We start from the raw sequence: 18,082 nt of genomic DNA, 5'->3' as shown, positions 1-18,082 counted from the left end.
CGCCCCGAGGAGCGTCACGGCGCACTGGCTACCCTCCCGGTATGAAGATCATGTCGGGAAGTCTCGCCGCCGGGGCGGCCTTCGGGGCCGTCACCTCGCTCGTCAACGCACTCTCGTCGCCGTACACCGATATCGGGGCGCCGCTCAAGGGCACACCCGGGGGCAGGGTTGCCAAGGTGCTCAGTCTGCTGCTGGACGCGGGCTGGGCCTGGGCAGCGCTGGCGGTGGCGGCGGGCTGGCTGGCCGGGACACTGGTCCGGGGCGCGCTGGCCGGGGCCCTGGCACTGGTCGCCGCCACGGTGGCGTACTACGTGACGGACGTCGTCGTCGCGGACGCCGAGACCGCCATGGTCTTCTGGTCGGTGGCGGGGCTGTTGTTCGGACCGGTCCTCGGTGTGCTGGGAGCGACCGCCAGGCGGCCCGGAGCGGTCGGTCTGCTCGCGGCGTTGACGGTTCCGGTGGGCGCCGCCGTGCAGATGGTCGTGCTGCCGCCCCGGCCGCACCTCACCCTGACCCCGGCGATCGTTCTCGCCGAGGTCGTCGTCTGGACGGGCGCCGTGCTCGGCGTCGGCCTGGCCGTCCGCCGCTTCCTGGCCGAGCGGCGAACGACGCTCCCCGCGGCCGACGTTCACCGGCCGGACGGCGGGGTTCCGTCCGGTCAGCGGTAGGCGGCGAGGAAGGCGCGGACGCCTGCCGCGGCGCAGCGGTCGAGTTCGGCGTCGGTGTACCGGGGACCGCCGTGGAGCACGGCCTTGTTCACCGGGATCCCCAGCAGCAGGCCGGAGAAGTGGTCGGCCACCGGGTCGATCATGCCGTCGATGCGGTCGGTGGTGGCCAGGACGATCTCGGCGAACGGCTTCTCCTTGTCGGCGAAGCGCTTGTAGACGGTCTGCTTGGACATCGCGGCCCGCCTCGCGATGTCGTCCATGCTGGTGCCGGAGTAGCCCTTCTCCATGAAGGCCCCGGTCGCGGCCTCCATGATCGCCTGGTGCTTGCGTGCCGACCGGCCCTGTCCGTTCACTTCCACGCCGCCCCCATTCTTGAGTACTGGACAGTCCAGTTCTCAAGGAAGTACCGTACTGCTCAGTTCCGGGCAGTACCGCGCCGTTCGGTTCTCGCGCCGGAGTAGCCCGACCGGGAAAAGCCGGGGGGAAACCGCATACGGCCCGTACGGTCACCGCACACGAAACAGGGGAGAAACGACGACATGACCGCACCGGTGAAGGGCCCCGCCAGCTACTTCCCCTCGATCGAGAAGAAGTACGGCCGCCCGGTCGCGGAGTGGAAGGACCTCATCCGCTCCTCGCCCCTGACCAAGCACATGGAGCTCGTCGGCTGGCTCAAGACCGAGCACGGCCTGGGCCACGGCCACGCCAACGCCCTGGTCGCGCACACCCTGGCCGAGGACAGCGGCAAGTGAACAACCACTGCGCGCCGTGAGCGGGGGCCCTCGAGTCCCGCTCGCGTGGCGTCAGTCGCCCAGCACGACCGTCCGGGACGGGACCGTCGACGGCTGCACGCCCCGCGAGGCGCCGTTCGTGCGGTACTCCTGCGGACTGATCCCCCGTACCCGTTTGAAGGCCGAACTCAGCGCGAACGCGCTGCTGTAGCCGACCTTGTGGGCCACCACGGCCACCGTGGCGTCCGGTTCGCGCAGCAGGTCGGCAGCCAGGGCGAGCCGCCAGCCGGCCAGATACGTCATCGGCGGCTCCCCCACGACCTCGGCGAAGCGGCGGGCGAGGCCCGCCCGGGAGACGCCGACCTTGCGGGCCAGTGACTCCACCGTCCAGGCGCGGGCCGGGTTCTCGTGCAGGAGCCGCAGCGCGGGACCCACGACGGGGTCGGACTGGGCGCGGTACCAGGCGGGGGCCCCGGCGTCCGGCTCGGCGAGCCAGGTGCGCAGCACATTGACGAAGAGCAGGTCGAGCAGGCGGTCGAGGACCAGTTCCTGGCCCGGCGCGTCGCGGCCGATCTCCTCGGCCAGCAGGGGCACGAGCGGGGTGTCGTCGAGGGCGGCGGGGCGGACCAGGAGGGCGGGCAGGGCGTTGAGCAGACGGCGGCCGATCTCGCTGGGCGCCTGGTACGTGCCGCTGAGCATGACCGCCGAGCCCTGGCCGATCGGGTCGCCCCAGGTGCGGACCCCCAGGGCCATGGTGTCGGTGATGTCCTCGCCGTCGGTGGTGCTGCACCGCTGTTCGGGGCCGACGGTGACCTGGACGGGGGTGTCCGGGGCGTCGGCGATGGTGTACGGGTCGGGGCCGCGCAGCACGGCGACGTCGCCGGGGCCGATGCGGGCCGGGGCGCCGCTGTCGGGGACCACCCAGGCGGCGCCGTGGACCATGGTGACCAGGGAGATCGGGGCGCGGTCCTCGACGCGCAGCGACCAGGGCGGGTTGAAGACGGACTTGAGCAGGAAGGCGCCGCGCGCCTTGGGCCCCTCCAGGAGACCGGTGAGCACGTCCATGGGGTGATCCGTCCGTTCCGGGAGGATGGCGCCCGCCCTCCGTACGGGGGATGGCCGGAGGGCGGGCGCGGTTCGAGGGCCTGTCCTGTCGAGGCGGGGATCAGTGCCGGGACGAGGCCAGGGCGCGGCCGAGGCAGACGAGGGCCGCGGTGCAGGCGAGTGTACGGGCCGCGTTGGACCGTACCCAGGTGGAGGTGAACGACCTTCGCAGCTCGGCGAGTTCACCGGCGGTCCGGCCCGATGCGGCGAGGCGGCGGTTGAGGGGGACGTTGACCGCGGCCGTCAGCGCGAGTGCGGCGGTGTAGAGCCCGAGCGCCGCCCAGGTCCACCGGGCCGCGGTGCGACGTCCGATGCGCCGGAGCTGCCCGCCGGCGACGGCCGTGGCGAGGAAGGCGCCGATGAAGACGAGGCCGAACAGGCCGTTCTCGATGGCCTCGTTGATGTGGTTCATCGCGGTGAGGTACGTCCGGTCGTCGCCCCGGTCCAGCCCCGGCATCACGGAGACGTCGAAGGCGAAGTACAGACCGGCGCTGAGCCCCATGGCGATGGTGGCGGCGGTGAGCGCGGGCTGGGCTGCCGTGGGCATTGCGGGGTTCCTTCCGTCAGTTCCGGGGGCCGGGGGCGACGATCGCGGCGAGTCCGCGCTCGTAGCGGCGTCTGAGCACCGTACGGCCGAGGAGCCGTACCGGTGGCGGCATCGTCGCCGCGACCAGGGACACGGACCGCTGTTCCGCGCCGTCGAACATCCACGGCGGGAGGTAGGTGAGGACGCCCCGCGGCGCGGTGCGCACCAGGCGTTGTTCCAGTGCCAGGTAGTCCCGGGCGTCGAGGCGGGCGAAGAGCGGGAAGACGGCCTTCTCCTCCTCCGCGAGGTGTTCGTGCAGGACCTCGTCGAACCGGGCGGCCGCCGGTGTCACCGCCGCCGGGTCGGCGCCCGGCCGCAGGGCGGCACTCACCCCGTCCATCGCCGCGTCCAGCTCGGCGTGGTCCCCGTCCAGGGTCCGTGCGACGTCCTCGGCGCCGGGCAGCCGGCGCAGCAGTTCGGGCCAGAGCAGTTCGTCCTCGCTGCGGTGGTGCCAGTCGATGACGTCGCGCAGCCGGTGCCACCACTCGGCGACGGCGGGGGCCGGTCCGGTGGCGGCGAGCCGGGGCGCGGCGGCCGTCAGCCGTCGCGCGTCGCGGCGCATCGCCACATGCATGAGTGCGAAGCCGTGGAAGTGTCCGGGCAGGGTGCCCAGGTGCTCGCTGGACATGGTGCTGCTCATGGCCGCCTCCTGGCCGTGCACGTGGATGGGTGGGGGTGGGGTCCGATGCCGCGGCCGGAGCCTGTCGGGTGGCCGCCCGACAGGTTCCGGGACCGTGGCACTGGGGGGTCGGGCCGGGTCCTCAGACGTTCCAGACGCCGCTCGCGGCGGCGTCCCTCGCGAAGTCGGAGAAGTCCCGCGCCTTGCGGCCGAGGGCCTCCTCCACGCCGTGGACGACGCTGGCGTTGCGTCCGTCGAGGATCAGGCCGAACAGGTCGGCGAACTCGACCGGCAGCCCGTTTTCCCGCAGGACCGCCCGGTAGTCGTCGAGCTCGACCGGGATGTACGTGATCTCCCGGCCGGTGGCCTTCGACAGCTCGGCGGCCACGTCGTGGAAGCTGAGCAGCCGGGGGCCGGACAGTTCGTAGGTCCTGCCGATGTGCCGGTCGTCGGTGAGGGCCGCGGTGACGGCGTCGGCGATGTCGTCGGCGTCGACGAACGGCTCCACGGCGTCGGCGGTCGGCAGCGCGAGCTCGCCGGAGAGGACGGGCTCCAGGAAGAAGCTCTCGTTGAAGTTCTGGTTGAACCAGTTGGCCCGTACGACGGTCCAGTCGGCGCCGGACTCCTTGAGCTTGTTCTCGCTGACGACCGCGCCCTCCTCGCCGCGTCCGGAGAGCAGCACCAGACGGCGCGCGCCCTTCTTCACGGCGAGTTCGGAGAAGGCTCCGACGGCTTCGGCGGCCCCCGGGAAGGCGAGGTCGGGGTAGTAGGTGACGTAGACGGCCCCGACGCCGTCCAGTGCCGCCTCCCAGGTGCCGGGGTTCTCCCAGTCGAAGGGCGGTTCGCCGTTGCGCGAGCCCACACGCACCGGCAGTCCCCGGGCGGTGAGCCGCTCCGCGACCCGGCGTCCGGTCTTTCCGGTGCCGCCGATCACCAGGGTCGTCTTCGTCTCGGTCGTCTGTCCGTTCCGCGTGTTCGTCATGCCGTTCAGTCAACTCCAGTGCGATGAGACGGGCCATAGCCACAACGCTCAACTCCATACGCGGGCGTCCAGCTTCCGGGCCCTGCGGAGGAACGGAGTACCACGGCGCCCACCGTAGGCGGCGGGAGGCGCGGCGGCCATCGGGCCGGATGCGTTCTCGACCGTTCCCCCACCAGGACTGTGGGCGAAACCGCCGGACCGGGGGCCGGGCGGGGCGGGCTCCACCTGGTCCGGGTCGGTTGTGGAGCGAGACTTGAGCGTTCTTCCAGGGGCTCCGGTGAATCTCGGACCATCCACTGCCGGGCCCAAGGAGAAACGAGATGGCAGAAACCGACACAGCGCTCCGGCACGAACTCTCCGACTGGTGCGGTTCCGGAGGGGCGGAGGAATTTCCGTACGACGGCGTCATCGGCCGTCTGCGTGCCGTGGGAAAGCACTTCCTCGACGAGGAGCTCCTCTCGCTCCTCGCCGAGTGCCGCGCCCTGCTCTCCGAGACGGACGCCGACGGCGCCGAAGGCCTCCGGGACGCCCATGCCGGGCCCTTCCTCGACGTTCTCCTGGACAAGTTCGACGGCCGCTACGACTACCCCAGCTACACGGCGCTGGCGCTGCTGCGCCGGGGGGCGCCCGGGAACCGGGCGGGCTGGGAGGAGCTGCGCCGGCACCGCGACCGCACGGTGCTCCTGCTGCTCGCCGACCTGATCGGCTTCGAGCGCCTCGTCCTGGACGGCACGCCGCGCGATCCGCAGGGGATGCTCCCCGGCGCCCTGCTCCTGAACAAGCGGCTGCGGCTCGCGGTCCGGGTCATGGAACCGGCCGCACTGCGGGTGCTGGACGGGTCCGTCGATCCCGTCTCCGTCGCCGGGACGCCGGGCCGCACACCCGCCGGTGAGCTCGCGGACGCCGTGCTGCGCACCACCACCGCCGAGGAGCGGCTGCTGCTGCGCACCAGCGTCCAGCCGGTGTACGTCCTGCACGACGAGTACCTCTTCCTGCGGGTGCTCCAGTCGTTCGAGGCCACGTTCGCCTTCATGTCGGCGACGCTGGACGAGGCGGTGCGCACGCTGCGCGGCGAACAGCCGGGCGAGGCCGCCGCGTTGATCGCCGCGGTCGCCGACGTGCTGCGCGAGTCGCTGCCGCTGTTCTCGTTGCTCGCCACCATGCAGCCCGAGTCGTTCCGGCTGTTCCGGCAGTTCACGGAGGGTGCGAGCGCCATCCAGTCCGAGGGTTACAAGACCTTCGAGTCGTACTGCTCCACCCCGGCTCGAGCAAGGCTGGACTCGTCCGCGTTCCTCTCTGTTCCTGACGTACGCGGCGAGGTGCTGGCCGGCCGGGAGACCGTGCAGGGCACCTGGGAGGACGTGATCTCCAGTGGCTGGCTCACCGAGCCGGACGCCGCAGCCGTGCGGGCCGCGGCCCTGCAACTGGAGGCGGTGCACCAGCGATGGAAGCAGACCCACTACCGGCTGGCCGTGCGGATGATCGGCACCAGGACCGGCACCGGGGCCACGGAGGGCGTGCCCTACCTGGCGTCGGTGATCTCCCAGCGGCTGTTCCCGGCCATGGAACAGCAGCCGGCCGTCGGCTGACCACGATCCGCGAACCGGAGGACACCGAAGCTCATGGGCAAGAGAGCCACGACCGGACGACCGGGCGCCGCCCGCCGCGCACTGAACCCGGATGCCGCGGACCCGCAGCTCGTCTACGAGTACGACCGGGGCAGCAACTACGAGCAGGACACCCGGCTCACCACCGCACTGTCCGCCCTGCTTCCCGAGGACCAGCTCGTCCACCCCGACCAGCGGCTCTTCCAGTCCGTGCACCTGATCACGGAGTACGCGTGGGCCGCGATGCACTTCGAGATGGGCCGTGCGGTGGCGCTGCTGGACGACGACGATCCGCTGCTGGCCACCCAGGTGCTGGAGCGTGCCGCCTCGCTGGGCCGGATACCGGTGCAGGCGCTGAACACACTGGTGGAGTACCTGCCGCAGACCGGCCTGCTCACCATGCGTGACACCTTCCCGGAGAACACCACGGGCCTGGACTCCCCCGGGGCCCGCAATCTGCGCCGTGCGGCGCAGCCGCTGTGGCGGGCCTTCACCCGGGCGCTGGAGCGCGCGGGGCTCACCGTAGAAGAGCTGATCGCGGCGCAGGGCCGGCTCGTCCCGCCCGCCGGCCACGCGCGGGACGCGGTCGATCTCGCACTGGTGCGGCAGGGCCTGATGCGGCTGGACGGGGCGATCGGGGACTGGAAGCAGCTTCATCTGCGCATGGTGTGGGGCCAGTTGGGCGGGCATCCCGAGGCCGAGCCGCACACCGTGGGCGGCCGGACCTGCCCCGCCATGCCCACGAGCCTGCGCGGGGAGTCCACCGTCGGCCTCGTGCGGATGTCCGAGCGCACCCTCTTCCCGCAGCTGTGGGACTCCGTGGATGCCACCTACCGACGATTCGTCCCCGCCGTTCCCGCTGACGCGGCGTCCTGACCCCGAAGGAGACCTCCCATGACATCGGCGCTTTCCCCCGAGGACGTGACGAGCGAACTGGCGTCGCTGGTGCGTACCGCCTGGGCCGCCAACCTCGGCCACGACGAGTTCCACGACGACGAGAACTTCTTCCTGGTCGGCGGCCACTCGATGTGCGCGCTGCGGATCGTGCGCGCCCTCAAGCAGGAGCTGGGCGTGCCATTGACGGCACGTCAGTTCTTCACCAACCCGACCGTGGCCGAGCTGGCGCTCTTCCTCACCGGGATCGTCCCGGCCCGCGGCGACGGTACGAGGCGTGCGGAGGCCGGGGCGTGACCGCGGCCTCCTCCGCCCAGCTGGAGATCTGGCTCGCCGACCGCTGCGAACCCGATTCCGGCCGGTACAACATCCCGTTCTGCCTGGAGTTCCGCGGCGGGCTGGACGACCTGGCGCTGCGCGCGGCCCTGGCCGACGTGCTGGCGCGCCATCCCGCGCCGGCGGGGCGGTTCGAGACGGTGGACGGCACTCTCCGGCACACCGCCGAGCCCGCCGCGACGGTGCCGCTGCACATCGCGGTGCGTCCCGGCCGCTACGACCGCGACGCGGCGCTCGCCGACGCCTCCCTGGCCGCGGCGCGCCCGCTCGACCCGGGCACCGCGCCGCTGCTGCGGGCCGAGGCGCTGCGGTACGACGACGGGGCCCTGGTGACCGTGACGGTGCATCACATCGTGGCGGACGGCCGTTCCGTCGAGGTGCTCGCCGAGGACCTGGTCACCGCCTACCGGGCCCGCGGTTCGGGCCGCGACCCGCGGTTCGTGCCGGTGCCGGTGCCCGCCCCGCAGCCCGTGGCGGCGGCCCCCGACCCGTACTGGACGAGGCTCCTGGACGGCGAGCCCGCGCGGCTCGCCCCGCTGCCGGACCGGCTGCGCCCCGAGGACGGGCTGCGCGGCCGGGCGGGCTGGACCGAGCGGGAGCTGGACGGGCGGCGGCTCGCCGAGGTCCGCGCGCTCGCCGCCCGCGAGGGCACCAGCCCCGCGATGGTGCTGCTCGCCGCGTGGAGCCTGCTGCTGCACGCCTGGTCCGGGGAGGACGACGGGGTGCTCGGCATGCCGTTCGCCGGGCGGCACGAGCCGGACGCGGAGGACGCCGTCGGCCTGTTCACCCGGGTCCTGCCGGTCCGTACGGTGCACGAGGCGGCCCGCCCGTTCGCCGACCACGCGGTCGCTCTCGGCGAGCAGGTCCTGGAGTCCATGGAGGCGCACGCGGAGTCGGGCGACCTGCCGCCGGGCACGGCCCCCTCGTACGGGGCGGTCTTCCTGCACCAGCCGCAGTCCGCGTCGGCCTGGCAGGTGCCGGGCGCCGATGTGCGGCTGCTGCACCCGCAGAGCGCGGTGGCCAAGTACGATCTGGCGTTCGCGGCCGTCGAGGCCCCCGACCGGCTCGTGCTGCGCATCGACTACGACCAGGCCCTGTACGCGCCCGCCACGGCCGAACTGATGGCTCAGCAGCTCGACCGGCTGCTGGCCGCGGCGTCCCGGCCCGGTGTCACCTGCCGTGAGCTGCTGACCTCCCTCGCGCCCCCGTCCGGCACGGGCCGGGCGCGGCCCGGCGCACCGGTGACCGCGGCCACCGTGCCGCAGCTCGTGCTGGAGCAGGCGCGCCGCACCCCCGACGCCCCCGCCGTCGTGCACAACGGGACGCGGCTGAGCTACGGCGAACTGGTGCGGGACGCCGCGCGGGCGGCGCACTGGCTGCGCGTCCAGGGGGTGCGTACGGACGACGTCGTCGCGCTCCTGCTGCGCCCCGGCCCGGACACCGTCACCGCCATGCTGGCGGTGGGGCTGGCCGGGGCCGCGTACCTGCCGCTCGACCCCGCCTACCCCGACGCCCAGCTGGACCTGGTGGTCCGGGACGCCCGGCCCCGGCTCCTGATCGCCGAGCCGGGCGAGGAGCACCGGATCACCGGGCTGCCGGTGCACACCCCGCGGGCGGTCCGGGAGGCCGCCGCGCCGATGCCGGTGTCGGCGCCGACGACGTCGGCCGGACCGGACACGGCCTTCAACGTGCTCTACACCTCCGGTTCCACGGGCCGGCCCAAGGGGGTCGTGCTGCCCCACGGCGGTGTGCTGCGGATGATGCACCGCCCCGATTTCGTGCCGCTGGGCCCCGACGACGCGGTTTCGCACCTGTCGCCCCTCAACTTCGACGGGGCGACGTACGAGATCTGGGGCGCGCTGACCCACGGCGCGAAGCTGGTCGTGCTCGACAAGGAGCTCGTCCTCAGCCCCCGCGAGCTGCGCACCGCGCTGCGGGAGCACGGCGTGACGACGCTGCTGGTCACCACGCCGCTGCTGAACCGGCTGATCGAGGACACGCCCGATCTGCTCCAGTCGCTGCGCCGCGTCTACTTCGGCGGCGAGATCATCTCCGTGCCGCACGTCCGCAAGGCGCTGCGCTGGGCGCGCCCCGGCACCCTGCTGCACAGCTACGGGCCGACGGAGAACTCCTTCACCTCCTCCTGGTACCCCATCGAGGACGTGCCGCAGGAGGCGCGCACCGTGCCGATCGGCCGGGCGGTGCCGGGCACCCGGCTCCACGTGGTCCTGGAGGGCACCCTCGATCCGGCGCCCCTGTACGTGCCCGGCGAGCTGGTCCTCGGGGGCTCGGGCGTGGCCCGCGGCTATCTGGGCGACCCGCGCCGTACCGCCGAGCGATTCGTGCCCGACCCGTTCGGCGACGAGCCGGGGGCGCGGCTGTACCGCACCGGGGACCGGGTGCGGTGGGCCGCCGACGGGCAGCTGGAGTTCATCGGCCGCGCCGACAACCAGGTCAAGATCCGCAGTCAGCGGGTGGAGCTGGGCGAGGTCGAGGCGGCGCTGCGGGCGCATCCGTCGGTGCGGGGCGCGTTCGTCACCACCCGGATCAACGGGGCCGGTGAGAAGGAGATCGTCGGTTACGCGGTCCTGGACCGTCCGGCGGACCCGGAGACGGTGCGGGCCCATCTGCGTTCCGTGCTGCCGCAGTTCGCCGTTCCCTCGCACCTGCTGGCCCTCGACGAGCTGCCGCTGACCGCGAACGGCAAGATCGACCGCAAGCGGCTGCCCGCGCCGCCGGACGCCGTGACGGACACGGCGGCGGACGAGCCGACGGGCGTGCCGGTGCCGCAGGCCGTGGCGCCAGGTGCCGCCGCTTCCCGGGAGGAGCCGGCCGAGGGGGTGACCGCCGCGGTCCTGCGGGCCTGGCGCAAGGTGGTGCCGGGCCGGGGCTTCGGCCGGGACACCAACTTCTTCGACGCGGGCGGCCATTCGCTGCTGCTGGTCAAGCTCCAGGACGCGTTGCGCGAGACCACCGGCACCGGTCCGTCCGTCGCCGACCTGATGCGGTACACGACCGTGCGTTCCCAGGCCCGGCTGATCGGTGGTGCGGCCGCCGACGAGGAGCCGGTGGAGCCGGTGCGGGCGCCCCGTGCGACGGTCCGCGAGGACGACGACGCGATCGCCGTGATCGGGATGGGCGCACGGTTCGCGGGCGCCCCCGACCTGGACACTTTCTGGGACAACCTCGTCGAGGGCCGCGACTGCTTCACCGAGGGCCCGGGGCCGCTGATCACCGAACGGGGCGACGGCACCCGCCGGGTGGCCCGCTGGGGCATGCTCGCCGACGGCACGGGCTACGACGCCGGTCTGCTCGGCCTCACCGCCGACGACGTCGAGTCGGGCGACCCCCAGCACGGTGTGCTGCACGAGGTGTTGTGGGCGGCCGTCGAGGACGCGTCGCTGCGGCTGTCCGACATCGCGCACCGCACCAGCCTGTACGCGGGCTGCCCCCGCCTGGTGCACACCGACGGCGAGGCCCGCGTGGACGACGTGGTCAGTGTCGACCCGACGTTCGTGGCGTCGCGCTTCGCGTACCTGCACGACCTGTGGGGCGAGGCGCTGCTGCTCGACACCGCCTGCTCCACCGGCCTGTACGCGGTGCACCTGGCCTGCCGGGCGCTGCTGCGCCACGAGAGCGACTACGCGCTGGCCGGTTCGGTCTCGCTGGACGGCGAGTCCGACGGTTCGTACGTCCACCGGCCCGGTCTGCTGTACGCCGACGACGGGATGTGCCGTCCCTTCGACCGGCGGGCCTCGGGCACCGTCGGCGGGTTCGGCGCGGGGGCGCTGCTGCTGCGCCGCCTCCGTGACGCCGAGCGGGACGGCGACCCGGTGCACGCCGTGATCCGGGGCAGCGCCGTCAACAACGACGGGCGGGAGCGCGTCGGTTACTCGGCCCCCGGGATCGAGGGCCAGGCCCGGGTGATCCGCCGGGCCGTCGCCGCCGCCGGGGTCACCGGGGCCGACATCGGTTACGTGGAGGCGCACGGGACCGGCACCCGGCTCGGCGACGCGATCGAGGCGACCGCGCTCGGCGCGGCGCTGGGCACGACGGGCCCGCAGGTGGCCGTCGGCTCCGTGAAGGCGTCCATCGGGCACTGCAACACGGCCGCGGGGATCGCCGGGCTCATCAAGACGGTGCTCGCGGTGCGGCACGGGGTGCTGCCCGCGACGCCGAACGTGAGCGAACCGATCGACGAACTCACCGCCCAGGGCGGGCGGTTCACCCTGCTGACGGAGGGCCGGGCGTGGGATACCCCGGTCGGCCGGCCGCGCACGGCGGGAGTGAGCTCGTTCGGGGTCGGCGGCACGAACGCCCATGTGGTCGTGCAGGAACACGTACGGGAGAGGATATGAGCTCCGCGATGGAGACGACGTTTCTGGCAGGGCCCGGCGCACCGCGCGTCCTGGCCGTGTCCGCCCGGGACGAGCGGGCCGCGGCGGACGCGGCCGTGCGGCTGGCGGACCGGCTGGCGGGGGACCCCTCCCTGGACCCGGACGACGTGGCGCTCACCCTCGTGCACGGCCGGGAGCGGTTCGCCGTCCGGCACGCGGTGACCGGCACGACCGGCGCCGAACTGGCCGACGCCCTGCGGGAGGCGGCGGAGCGCCCGCACCGGGAGGCCCCGGTGCCCGTGCTGGTGCTCGACCTCGGTGACGGGTCGGCGCTGCCCGGTACCCCCGCGCTGCCGCAGGTCGCCGAGGCGTCGGCCGCCGCCGGGGAATCGGACCCGGCGGCCGGTGCGGCCGTGCGCACGGCGGCGGAGCTGTACGGCACGGCGTCCTGGCTGACCGCCCACGGGGTGCGCCCGGACGCGGTCGTCGGACGGGGCCCGGCCGCCGCCGCGGCTGCCGCCGTGCGCGGCGCCCTGTCCCTGCCGGACGCCCTGCGGGCGGCGGCGACGGGCGCGGACGTCCCGTCGGCGGCGGTTGCGGCGGACCCGGAGGCGGAGGTGCTGGTGGTCCGGGTGGGCGACGGTGCCGGGGTGCTGGGTCTCGACCCGCTCGACCCCGCCTCGTACGCCCGGCTCTTCGCCGCGCTGTGGGAGCGCGGTTTCGACGTGGACTGCACGCTCGGCCGGGGCGGTCGGCGGGTGCGGCTGCCCGGGTACCCCTTCCGGCGCTCGGGTTCCGTCACCGCCGTGACGCCCGCGCCCGGACTGCGCCCGCTCACCCCGTACGAGCAGCGCTGGCTCTTCCACGACCTGGTGCGTTCGGGGAGCGCGGCCGAGCACGCGCTGTGCGCCACGGCCGTCCTGCCCGGCCCCGTGCCCGGTTCCTCGACCGCCGACGCCGCGCTGGCCGCGCTCCTGGACCGTCGCCCGAACCTGCGCACCGTCTTCACCCGGGACGGCGGCCGATGGTTCGCCCGCGACTCCCAACGGCCGGTCGCGGCACACGTCCTCGACCCGGCACCGGGCACCGGACCGGAGGCGCTGGTGCGGGCCGCCGCCGTGGAGGAGACGTTCGCCGCGGCGGACGTCCCGCTGGTCCGCTGCGTCCTCGCCCCGGCGGGCGGGAACTGGGCGGTGGCGCTCTCCGTGTACGCCCCGGTCGCGGGCGACTCGTCCGCGGACGAACTGCTCGCCGAATGGGCCGCGCTCGCCGGGACACCGCTCCGGCCGGCCACCACCGGTGCCGTCGCCGCAGCCGCGGCCACGCCCGCCTGATACTCGCGCACCCCCACCCGCAACCCCATCCGCACACCCGAAAGGACCCCGCCATGACCGTCGTTCAGGACCTCACCGCCGCGGCGCCCACCCCAGCCGACTGGGCCGGTGCCGCCCCCGCCCCGATGGGTGTGGACCAGGCGTTCAACGGCTATGTGGCCGGTACCGTCATCAACGCGCTCGACCGGCTCGGCGTGTGGGACCGGCTGGCCGCCGATCCGCTGCTCGACCTGCGCGTCCTCGCCGCCGAGACCGGTCCCGCCGTCCGCGAGCGGGTTCTGCGCGAGGTCGTCCGGGCCGCCGCCACCTGCGGCTGGGTCCGGCTCCAGGACGACGGCGACACCGCGCTGCTGACCACCGCGGGCCAGGAGATCATCCGCATGCGCGGGTACTTCACCTGGGGCGTGGGCGGCTACAACGAGGTGTTCGCGCAGGCCCACCGCATCGTCTCCGGCGAGGCCGCGTTCGGCACGGACGTGCTGCGCGACGAGGCCATGGTGGCGCTCGGCTCCGGCCAGAACGACCGCTCCTTCATGGCCGGGACGCTCGACTCGGTCCTGGCCGACGTGGACTTCTCCGTCCTCGCCGACCTGGGCAGCGGCATCTCGGCCCGGGTCTCCCGGGTGGTCGGCGAGCGTCCCGGCACCCGGGGGCTCGGTCTGGACATCAGCGGTCCGGCCACCGAGCTCGGCCACCGCACGATCGCCGAGGCGGGCCTGGCCGACCGGGTCCGGGCGATCCGGACGGACGTGCTCGACGTGTGCCACCGGGCCGCGCACCGCGAGACCCTCGCCGAGGTCGACACGGTGATGAGCTTCTTCCTGCTGCACGACCTGCTGGCGGACCCCGAGACCCGCCCGCACACCTTCACCCGGCTGCGCGAGGCGTTCCCGGCGGCCCGGACCTTCGTCCTGGCGGACACGATGCTGCGCCCCGGCTCGGCGGACTCCCAGACGCTGCCCGTCTTCTCGCTCGGCTACGAACTGGCCCACGCGCTCATGGGTGTTCCGCTGCACACCAAGGAGACGTACGAGGAGCTGTTCGCCGGTGCCGGTCTGGTCCCGCGCCGCGTCGTGCCCTTCGGCACCCCGCACTCCTGGCTGTACGTGCTGGAGGCCCGGTGATGGCCAACCCCCTGGCGGTGCTGCGGGAGTTCTCCCCGCGCACCCGTGTCGTGCTCGCCGTCAACGCGGTCAACTCCTTCGGTGGCGGCCTGGTGCTGCCGTTCCTGTGGATCTACCTCAGCGACGTGCGCGGGCTGCCCTCCTGGGTGCCCGCCGTGACGCTGGCCGTGCAGGCGGCCACGGCCGTGGTCGGCGGGCTGCTGTGGGGCTCGCTGCTGGACCGCTTCCCGCCGCGCACCACGGTGCCCGTGGTGATGGCGGTCGCCGGTGTCGGCACGGCGCTGTACGCGCAGGCGACCGGTGTGTACACCGCGCTGGCCGCGGCGCTGGTGTACGGCTTCGGGATCAGCGGCGTGGGCACGGTCCTCCGCTTCCTGTACGCGGGGGCCTCCTCCGCCCGGGAGCGGGGGCTCGCCTACTCCGCCGACTACGCGGTGTTCAACGCGATGACCGGGCTCGGCGTGCTGGTCGGTGGTCTGGTGGCGTCCCTGGACGCGGGGTCGCGCGCGGTCCGGTTCGCCCTGCTGTACCTGGCGGACGGGGCGACGTTCCTGCTGGCCGGCGCGGTGCTGTTCTGGCTGCTCCCCAGGGTGGTCCAGGCCGGCGGCGAAGCCGGGGAGGACTCCGGGGAGAAGCGCCGGGCGAGCTATCGGGATGTACTGACGCAACGTCACATCGGTGTGTTGTTAGCAGCTCTGACGGTCTGTTCGCTGGTCTCTTACGGGCAGTTCCGCTCGGGCCTGCCGGGCTATCTGACGCAGGGCGGGGCGTTGGGGCCCGAGGGCATCTCCGGTGCCTTCGCGGTCAACATCCTGGTCGCGGTGGGCGCTCAGGTGCTGCTGGCCGAGCGCATCCAGCGCATCCGCCGCAGCACGGTGCTGGCCGTCTCGGGCGCGGTGTGGGCCGCCGCCTGGGCGCTGGTCCTCGCCGCGGGCCTGCAACGGGGCGGCAGTGCGCTGGGGCTCGCCCTGGCCGGAGTGGTGCTGCTCTCGGTGGGCGAGGCACTGGTCTTCCCGGTGGTGACGTCGCTGCTGAACGACCTGGCGACCGAGCACGTACGGGGCCGGGTCAACGCCCTGCTCTCGGTGGCCGTCTCGACCGGTTCGGTGGCCGGGCCCGCGCTCGCCGGTGCCCTGCTGCCGTGGGCGGACGGCCTGGGTCTGATGGTGACGCTGCTCGCCGGCTGCCTGGCGGTCGTCGCCGTGGCGGTACGGCTGCGCGCCTCGCTGGGCCTCGGGGCGGACCTGCCGAAGCCGGAGGAGACCGGAGCACCGGAGGACACCGGGTCCCTGGAGGACGCCGGGGCCGCGGGCCCGTCGGAGAAGGCCGCCGCCGAACCGGTCACGGCCGCCGCGTAGCGCACCGATCGGGCCGGGGCCCCGGCCCGCCCGCCCGTCCCGCTCCTCTTCCTCCTCTCTTCCCTCCTCCCCTACGACGTACCGAGGTGCTGTACATCATGGACAACTGGCCGCTCGCCCGCATCGGCGTGCGCACACCGCGCATCGAGCTGCGCTGGCCCACGCCCGAGGATCTCGACGCGCTCGCGACCCGGGCCACCGAGGGCGTCCACGCCCCCGGCTTCATGCCGTTCTTCTCCCAGTGGACGGACGGCACCCCCGAGGAGGTCGCCCGCCGCGTCCTCCAGCGCCACTGGCACGCCATGGCCACCTGGACCCCCGAGGACTGGACGCTTTACCTGGTCGTCGTGGCCGACGGCGAGGTGATCGGTTCGCAGAGCCTGGGCGCGCGGGACTTCGGCGTCACCCGGGAGGTGCTGCTGACCTCGTGGCTGGCGCTGAGCCGGCAGGGCGAGGGGCTCGGCGGGCACGCCCGTGCGGCCGCCCTGGAGCTGGCCTTCACCGGGCTGGGGGCCGAGCAGGCGTTCTCCGTCGTCCGCCGCGGCAACGACGCCTCGCAGGGCGTGTGCGCCAAGTTCGGCTTCGAGCGCGACGGCAGCCAGATCAACGCGGTCCGCGGCGAGCAGGTGGTCAGCGACCGGTTCCGGCTCTCCCGGGAGCGCTGGGCGGCCCACCGCGTCATCGGGGCCGAGGTGACCGGGACAGCCGCCGCGCTGCCCCTGTTCGGTGCGACGGCCCCGGCCGCCGCCGGGAACGCGACCGCCGTCCCCGGTGTTCCGGTGGCGAGTGTGCTCTCCGGAGTGCGTTACGCCGAGGAGTCCGACCAGCACGCCGCCTGACCGGCCCACCACCTGCCCGGCTCGCCCACTGCCCGATCCGCACCCTGCCCGATCCGTCTGCCGCCCGATCCACTCGCCCAGCACCCTGCCCGGAGGACTGATCCATGTCTGAGCGTCCCGTCATCGCCGTCGTCCTGGACCGGGGGTCCGCCTCCCTCATCGAAATCGTCGACGGCCTGTCCCCGCTGGGCGAGCCGCTGCTGGCCCTGTGGCCCGGCGAACACACCGAAGAACTGGCCCCGCTGGCCGAGGAACTGGCCACCGTCGTGCAGCTGGACGCCACGGACCACGACGTGTCGGCGCGACGGCTCGCCGCGTACTCCCCCGACGCGATCCTGACCTTCAGCGAGTCCCGGCTGTCGGTCACCGCCGAGATCGCCGAACGGCTCGGGCTGCCCTACCACTCACCGGCCACGGTGGAGCTGCTGCGGGACAAGTACGCGCAGCGCCGCCGGCTGCGGGAACGGGACGCCGACTCGGTGCGCTCGTTCGCGGTGCGCCGGGCGGGCGACTGGGCCGGGGCGCTCGCGGCCGTCGGGCTGCCGGCCGTGCTCAAGCCGCTGTGCGGCGAGGGCAGCCGCAGCACCCATCTGATCGAGGACGCGGAGCAGGGTGCCGCCCTGGTGGAGCGGCTCCTGTCCGGTTCGGGCGGGGAGAACTCCCTGGTGCTGGAGGAGTACCTGCGCGGGCGGGACTGCGGCCCGTACGGCGACCACATCTCCGTGGAGTCGGCGGTGACCGGCGGCCGGGTCTCGCACTGGGCGGTGACCGGGAAGTTCCCGCTGGAGCCGCCGTTCCGGGAGGTCGGCCATCTGCGCCCGGCGCCACTGGCGGAGGCGGAGCGCACGGCGGCCCTAAACGTGGTGACCGCCGCCCTGCACGCGCTGGACATCACCACCGGCATCACCCACACCGAGCTGAAGCTGACCGCCGACGGCCCGAGGATCATCGAGGTGAACGGTCGGCTCGGCGGTTTCCAGTCCCAACTGGCGCGGCTGTCGGGCGACTTCGACGCGGTCACCCTGGCCGGGCGGGTGGCGCTCGGCGAGGACGTGTCGGACGTGCGGGCCGGTGACCGACGGGTGGTGTTCGCACGCGCGGTGCCCGCACCGCCCGGCGGCGGCACCTACATCGGTGTGCGGGGGCTGCGCGAGGCGCTCGTCGTGGAGGGGGTCGAGAACGTCGTCATCCCCCACTCGCCCGGCTCCCGGCTGGCCGCCGGTGTGCACACCGGGGAACTCGCCTGGGTGGAGGGTTCGGTGACGGACCACGAGACCATGCGACGGGTGGTCGAGCGGGCGCTGTCGGTGCTGTCGTTCACGGTGGCGGACCCGGACGGGACCCACCGCGTCGTGACCGGATACACCGGGGCGAACCCCAACGGTCCCACAACCCCTGCGGCCCCTACGGCTCCCACGGCCGCCACGGCTCACCCGGCCCCTACGGCTCCCGTGGCCGCCACGGTCCCGGCCGGACGGCGGCACGAGGTGACGTCCCGGCCCGCGCCCGTGGGGTGAGGGACCCCGAGCCGTCCGGACACGGGCGCCGGCTCCCTTCCGTCAC

At 74.0% G+C, this 18,082-nt stretch carries 16 protein-coding genes; 11 read left to right on the top strand and 5 right to left on the bottom strand.

The features are described 5' to 3' along the window. The first annotated feature begins 41 nt into the window (after positions 1-41). Complete coding sequence (locus ACWCXX_RS21105; protein WP_451129370.1) at positions 42-668, top strand: DUF6518 family protein; 627 nt, start codon at positions 42-44, stop codon at positions 666-668. Here the strand turns inward: ACWCXX_RS21105 and ACWCXX_RS21100 are convergent. Further along, positions 659-1,027, bottom strand: coding sequence for a TetR/AcrR family transcriptional regulator (locus tag ACWCXX_RS21100; RefSeq protein WP_451129368.1), 369 nt, complete (start codon positions 1,025-1,027; stop codon positions 659-661). The two genes, ACWCXX_RS21105 and ACWCXX_RS21100, sit on opposite strands and share 10 nt — an antisense overlap. Positions 1,028-1,207: 180 nt before the next feature. Between ACWCXX_RS21100 and ACWCXX_RS21095 the strand changes: the two genes are divergently transcribed. Continuing rightward, positions 1,208-1,420, top strand: coding sequence for a DUF4287 domain-containing protein (locus ACWCXX_RS21095; protein WP_451129366.1), 213 nt, complete (start codon positions 1,208-1,210; stop codon positions 1,418-1,420). A 51-nt stretch (positions 1,421-1,471) separates the two neighbouring features. On the opposite strand, the gene ACWCXX_RS21090 is transcribed toward ACWCXX_RS21095, so the two are convergent. From ACWCXX_RS21090 to ACWCXX_RS21075, 4 genes are all read right to left on the bottom strand, one after another. Next, on the bottom strand, positions 1,472-2,464 hold the full coding sequence (locus ACWCXX_RS21090; protein WP_451129364.1) for an AraC family transcriptional regulator: 993 nt from the start codon (positions 2,462-2,464) through the stop codon (positions 1,472-1,474). A gap of 100 nt (positions 2,465-2,564) precedes the next feature. Further along, the gene (locus ACWCXX_RS21085) at positions 2,565-3,050 is read right to left on the bottom strand and encodes an anthrone oxygenase family protein (RefSeq protein WP_451129362.1); all 486 of its coding nucleotides are present in this window, start codon (positions 3,048-3,050) and stop codon (positions 2,565-2,567) included. A 16-nt stretch (positions 3,051-3,066) separates the two neighbouring features. After that, complete coding sequence (locus ACWCXX_RS21080; RefSeq protein WP_451129360.1) at positions 3,067-3,729, bottom strand: hemerythrin domain-containing protein; 663 nt, start codon at positions 3,727-3,729, stop codon at positions 3,067-3,069. A gap of 121 nt (positions 3,730-3,850) precedes the next feature. Then, positions 3,851-4,690 (bottom strand): NmrA family NAD(P)-binding protein, encoded by an 840-nt coding sequence (locus tag ACWCXX_RS21075; RefSeq protein ID WP_451129358.1) that lies wholly within the window; start codon positions 4,688-4,690, stop codon positions 3,851-3,853. A gap of 320 nt (positions 4,691-5,010) precedes the next feature. On the opposite strand from ACWCXX_RS21075, the gene ACWCXX_RS21070 reads away from it, so the two are divergent. From ACWCXX_RS21070 to ACWCXX_RS21030, 9 genes are all read left to right on the top strand, one after another. Further along, a complete protein-coding gene (locus ACWCXX_RS21070) occupies positions 5,011-6,279 on the top strand; it encodes a tryptophan 2,3-dioxygenase (RefSeq protein ID WP_451129356.1) in 1,269 nt (422 codons plus the stop codon). Positions 6,280-6,312: 33 nt separating this feature from the next. Next, a complete protein-coding gene (locus ACWCXX_RS21065) occupies positions 6,313-7,173 on the top strand; it encodes a hypothetical protein (RefSeq protein ID WP_451129354.1) in 861 nt (286 codons plus the stop codon). A gap of 18 nt (positions 7,174-7,191) precedes the next feature. After that, positions 7,192-7,488, top strand: coding sequence for an acyl carrier protein (locus ACWCXX_RS21060; protein ID WP_451129352.1), 297 nt, complete (start codon positions 7,192-7,194; stop codon positions 7,486-7,488). Continuing rightward, positions 7,485-11,885, top strand: a complete 4,401-nt coding sequence (locus ACWCXX_RS21055) for an amino acid adenylation domain-containing protein (RefSeq protein ID WP_451129350.1) — start codon at positions 7,485-7,487, stop codon at positions 11,883-11,885. Before ACWCXX_RS21060 ends, ACWCXX_RS21055 begins: the two co-directional genes overlap by 4 nt. After that, positions 11,882-13,198, top strand: a complete 1,317-nt coding sequence (locus ACWCXX_RS21050; RefSeq protein WP_451129348.1) for a CurL C-terminal domain-containing protein — start codon at positions 11,882-11,884, stop codon at positions 13,196-13,198. Before ACWCXX_RS21055 ends, ACWCXX_RS21050 begins: the two co-directional genes overlap by 4 nt. 53 nt (positions 13,199-13,251) lie before the next feature. Continuing rightward, positions 13,252-14,322 carry an SAM-dependent methyltransferase gene (locus ACWCXX_RS21045; protein ID WP_451129346.1) on the top strand — a complete coding sequence of 357 codons (1,071 nt, stop codon included), beginning with the start codon at positions 13,252-13,254 and terminating at the stop codon, positions 14,320-14,322. Further along, positions 14,322-15,680, top strand: a complete 1,359-nt coding sequence (locus tag ACWCXX_RS21040) for an MFS transporter (RefSeq protein ID WP_451129344.1) — start codon at positions 14,322-14,324, stop codon at positions 15,678-15,680. Before ACWCXX_RS21045 ends, ACWCXX_RS21040 begins: the two co-directional genes overlap by 1 nt. A 98-nt stretch (positions 15,681-15,778) precedes the next feature. Further along, entirely contained in the window at positions 15,779-16,519 is a 741-nt protein-coding gene (locus ACWCXX_RS21035) for a GNAT family N-acetyltransferase (RefSeq protein WP_451129342.1), read from the top strand. A 104-nt stretch (positions 16,520-16,623) separates the two neighbouring features. Further along, positions 16,624-18,036: an ATP-grasp domain-containing protein gene (locus ACWCXX_RS21030; protein ID WP_451129340.1), complete on the top strand. Its 1,413-nt coding sequence runs from the start codon at positions 16,624-16,626 to the stop codon at positions 18,034-18,036. The last annotated feature ends 46 nt before the right edge of the window (positions 18,037-18,082 follow it).

The sequence above is a fragment of the Streptomyces sp. NPDC001732 genome, assembly GCF_053596315.1.
This window is presented reverse-complemented; position numbering and strand designations above follow the sequence as displayed.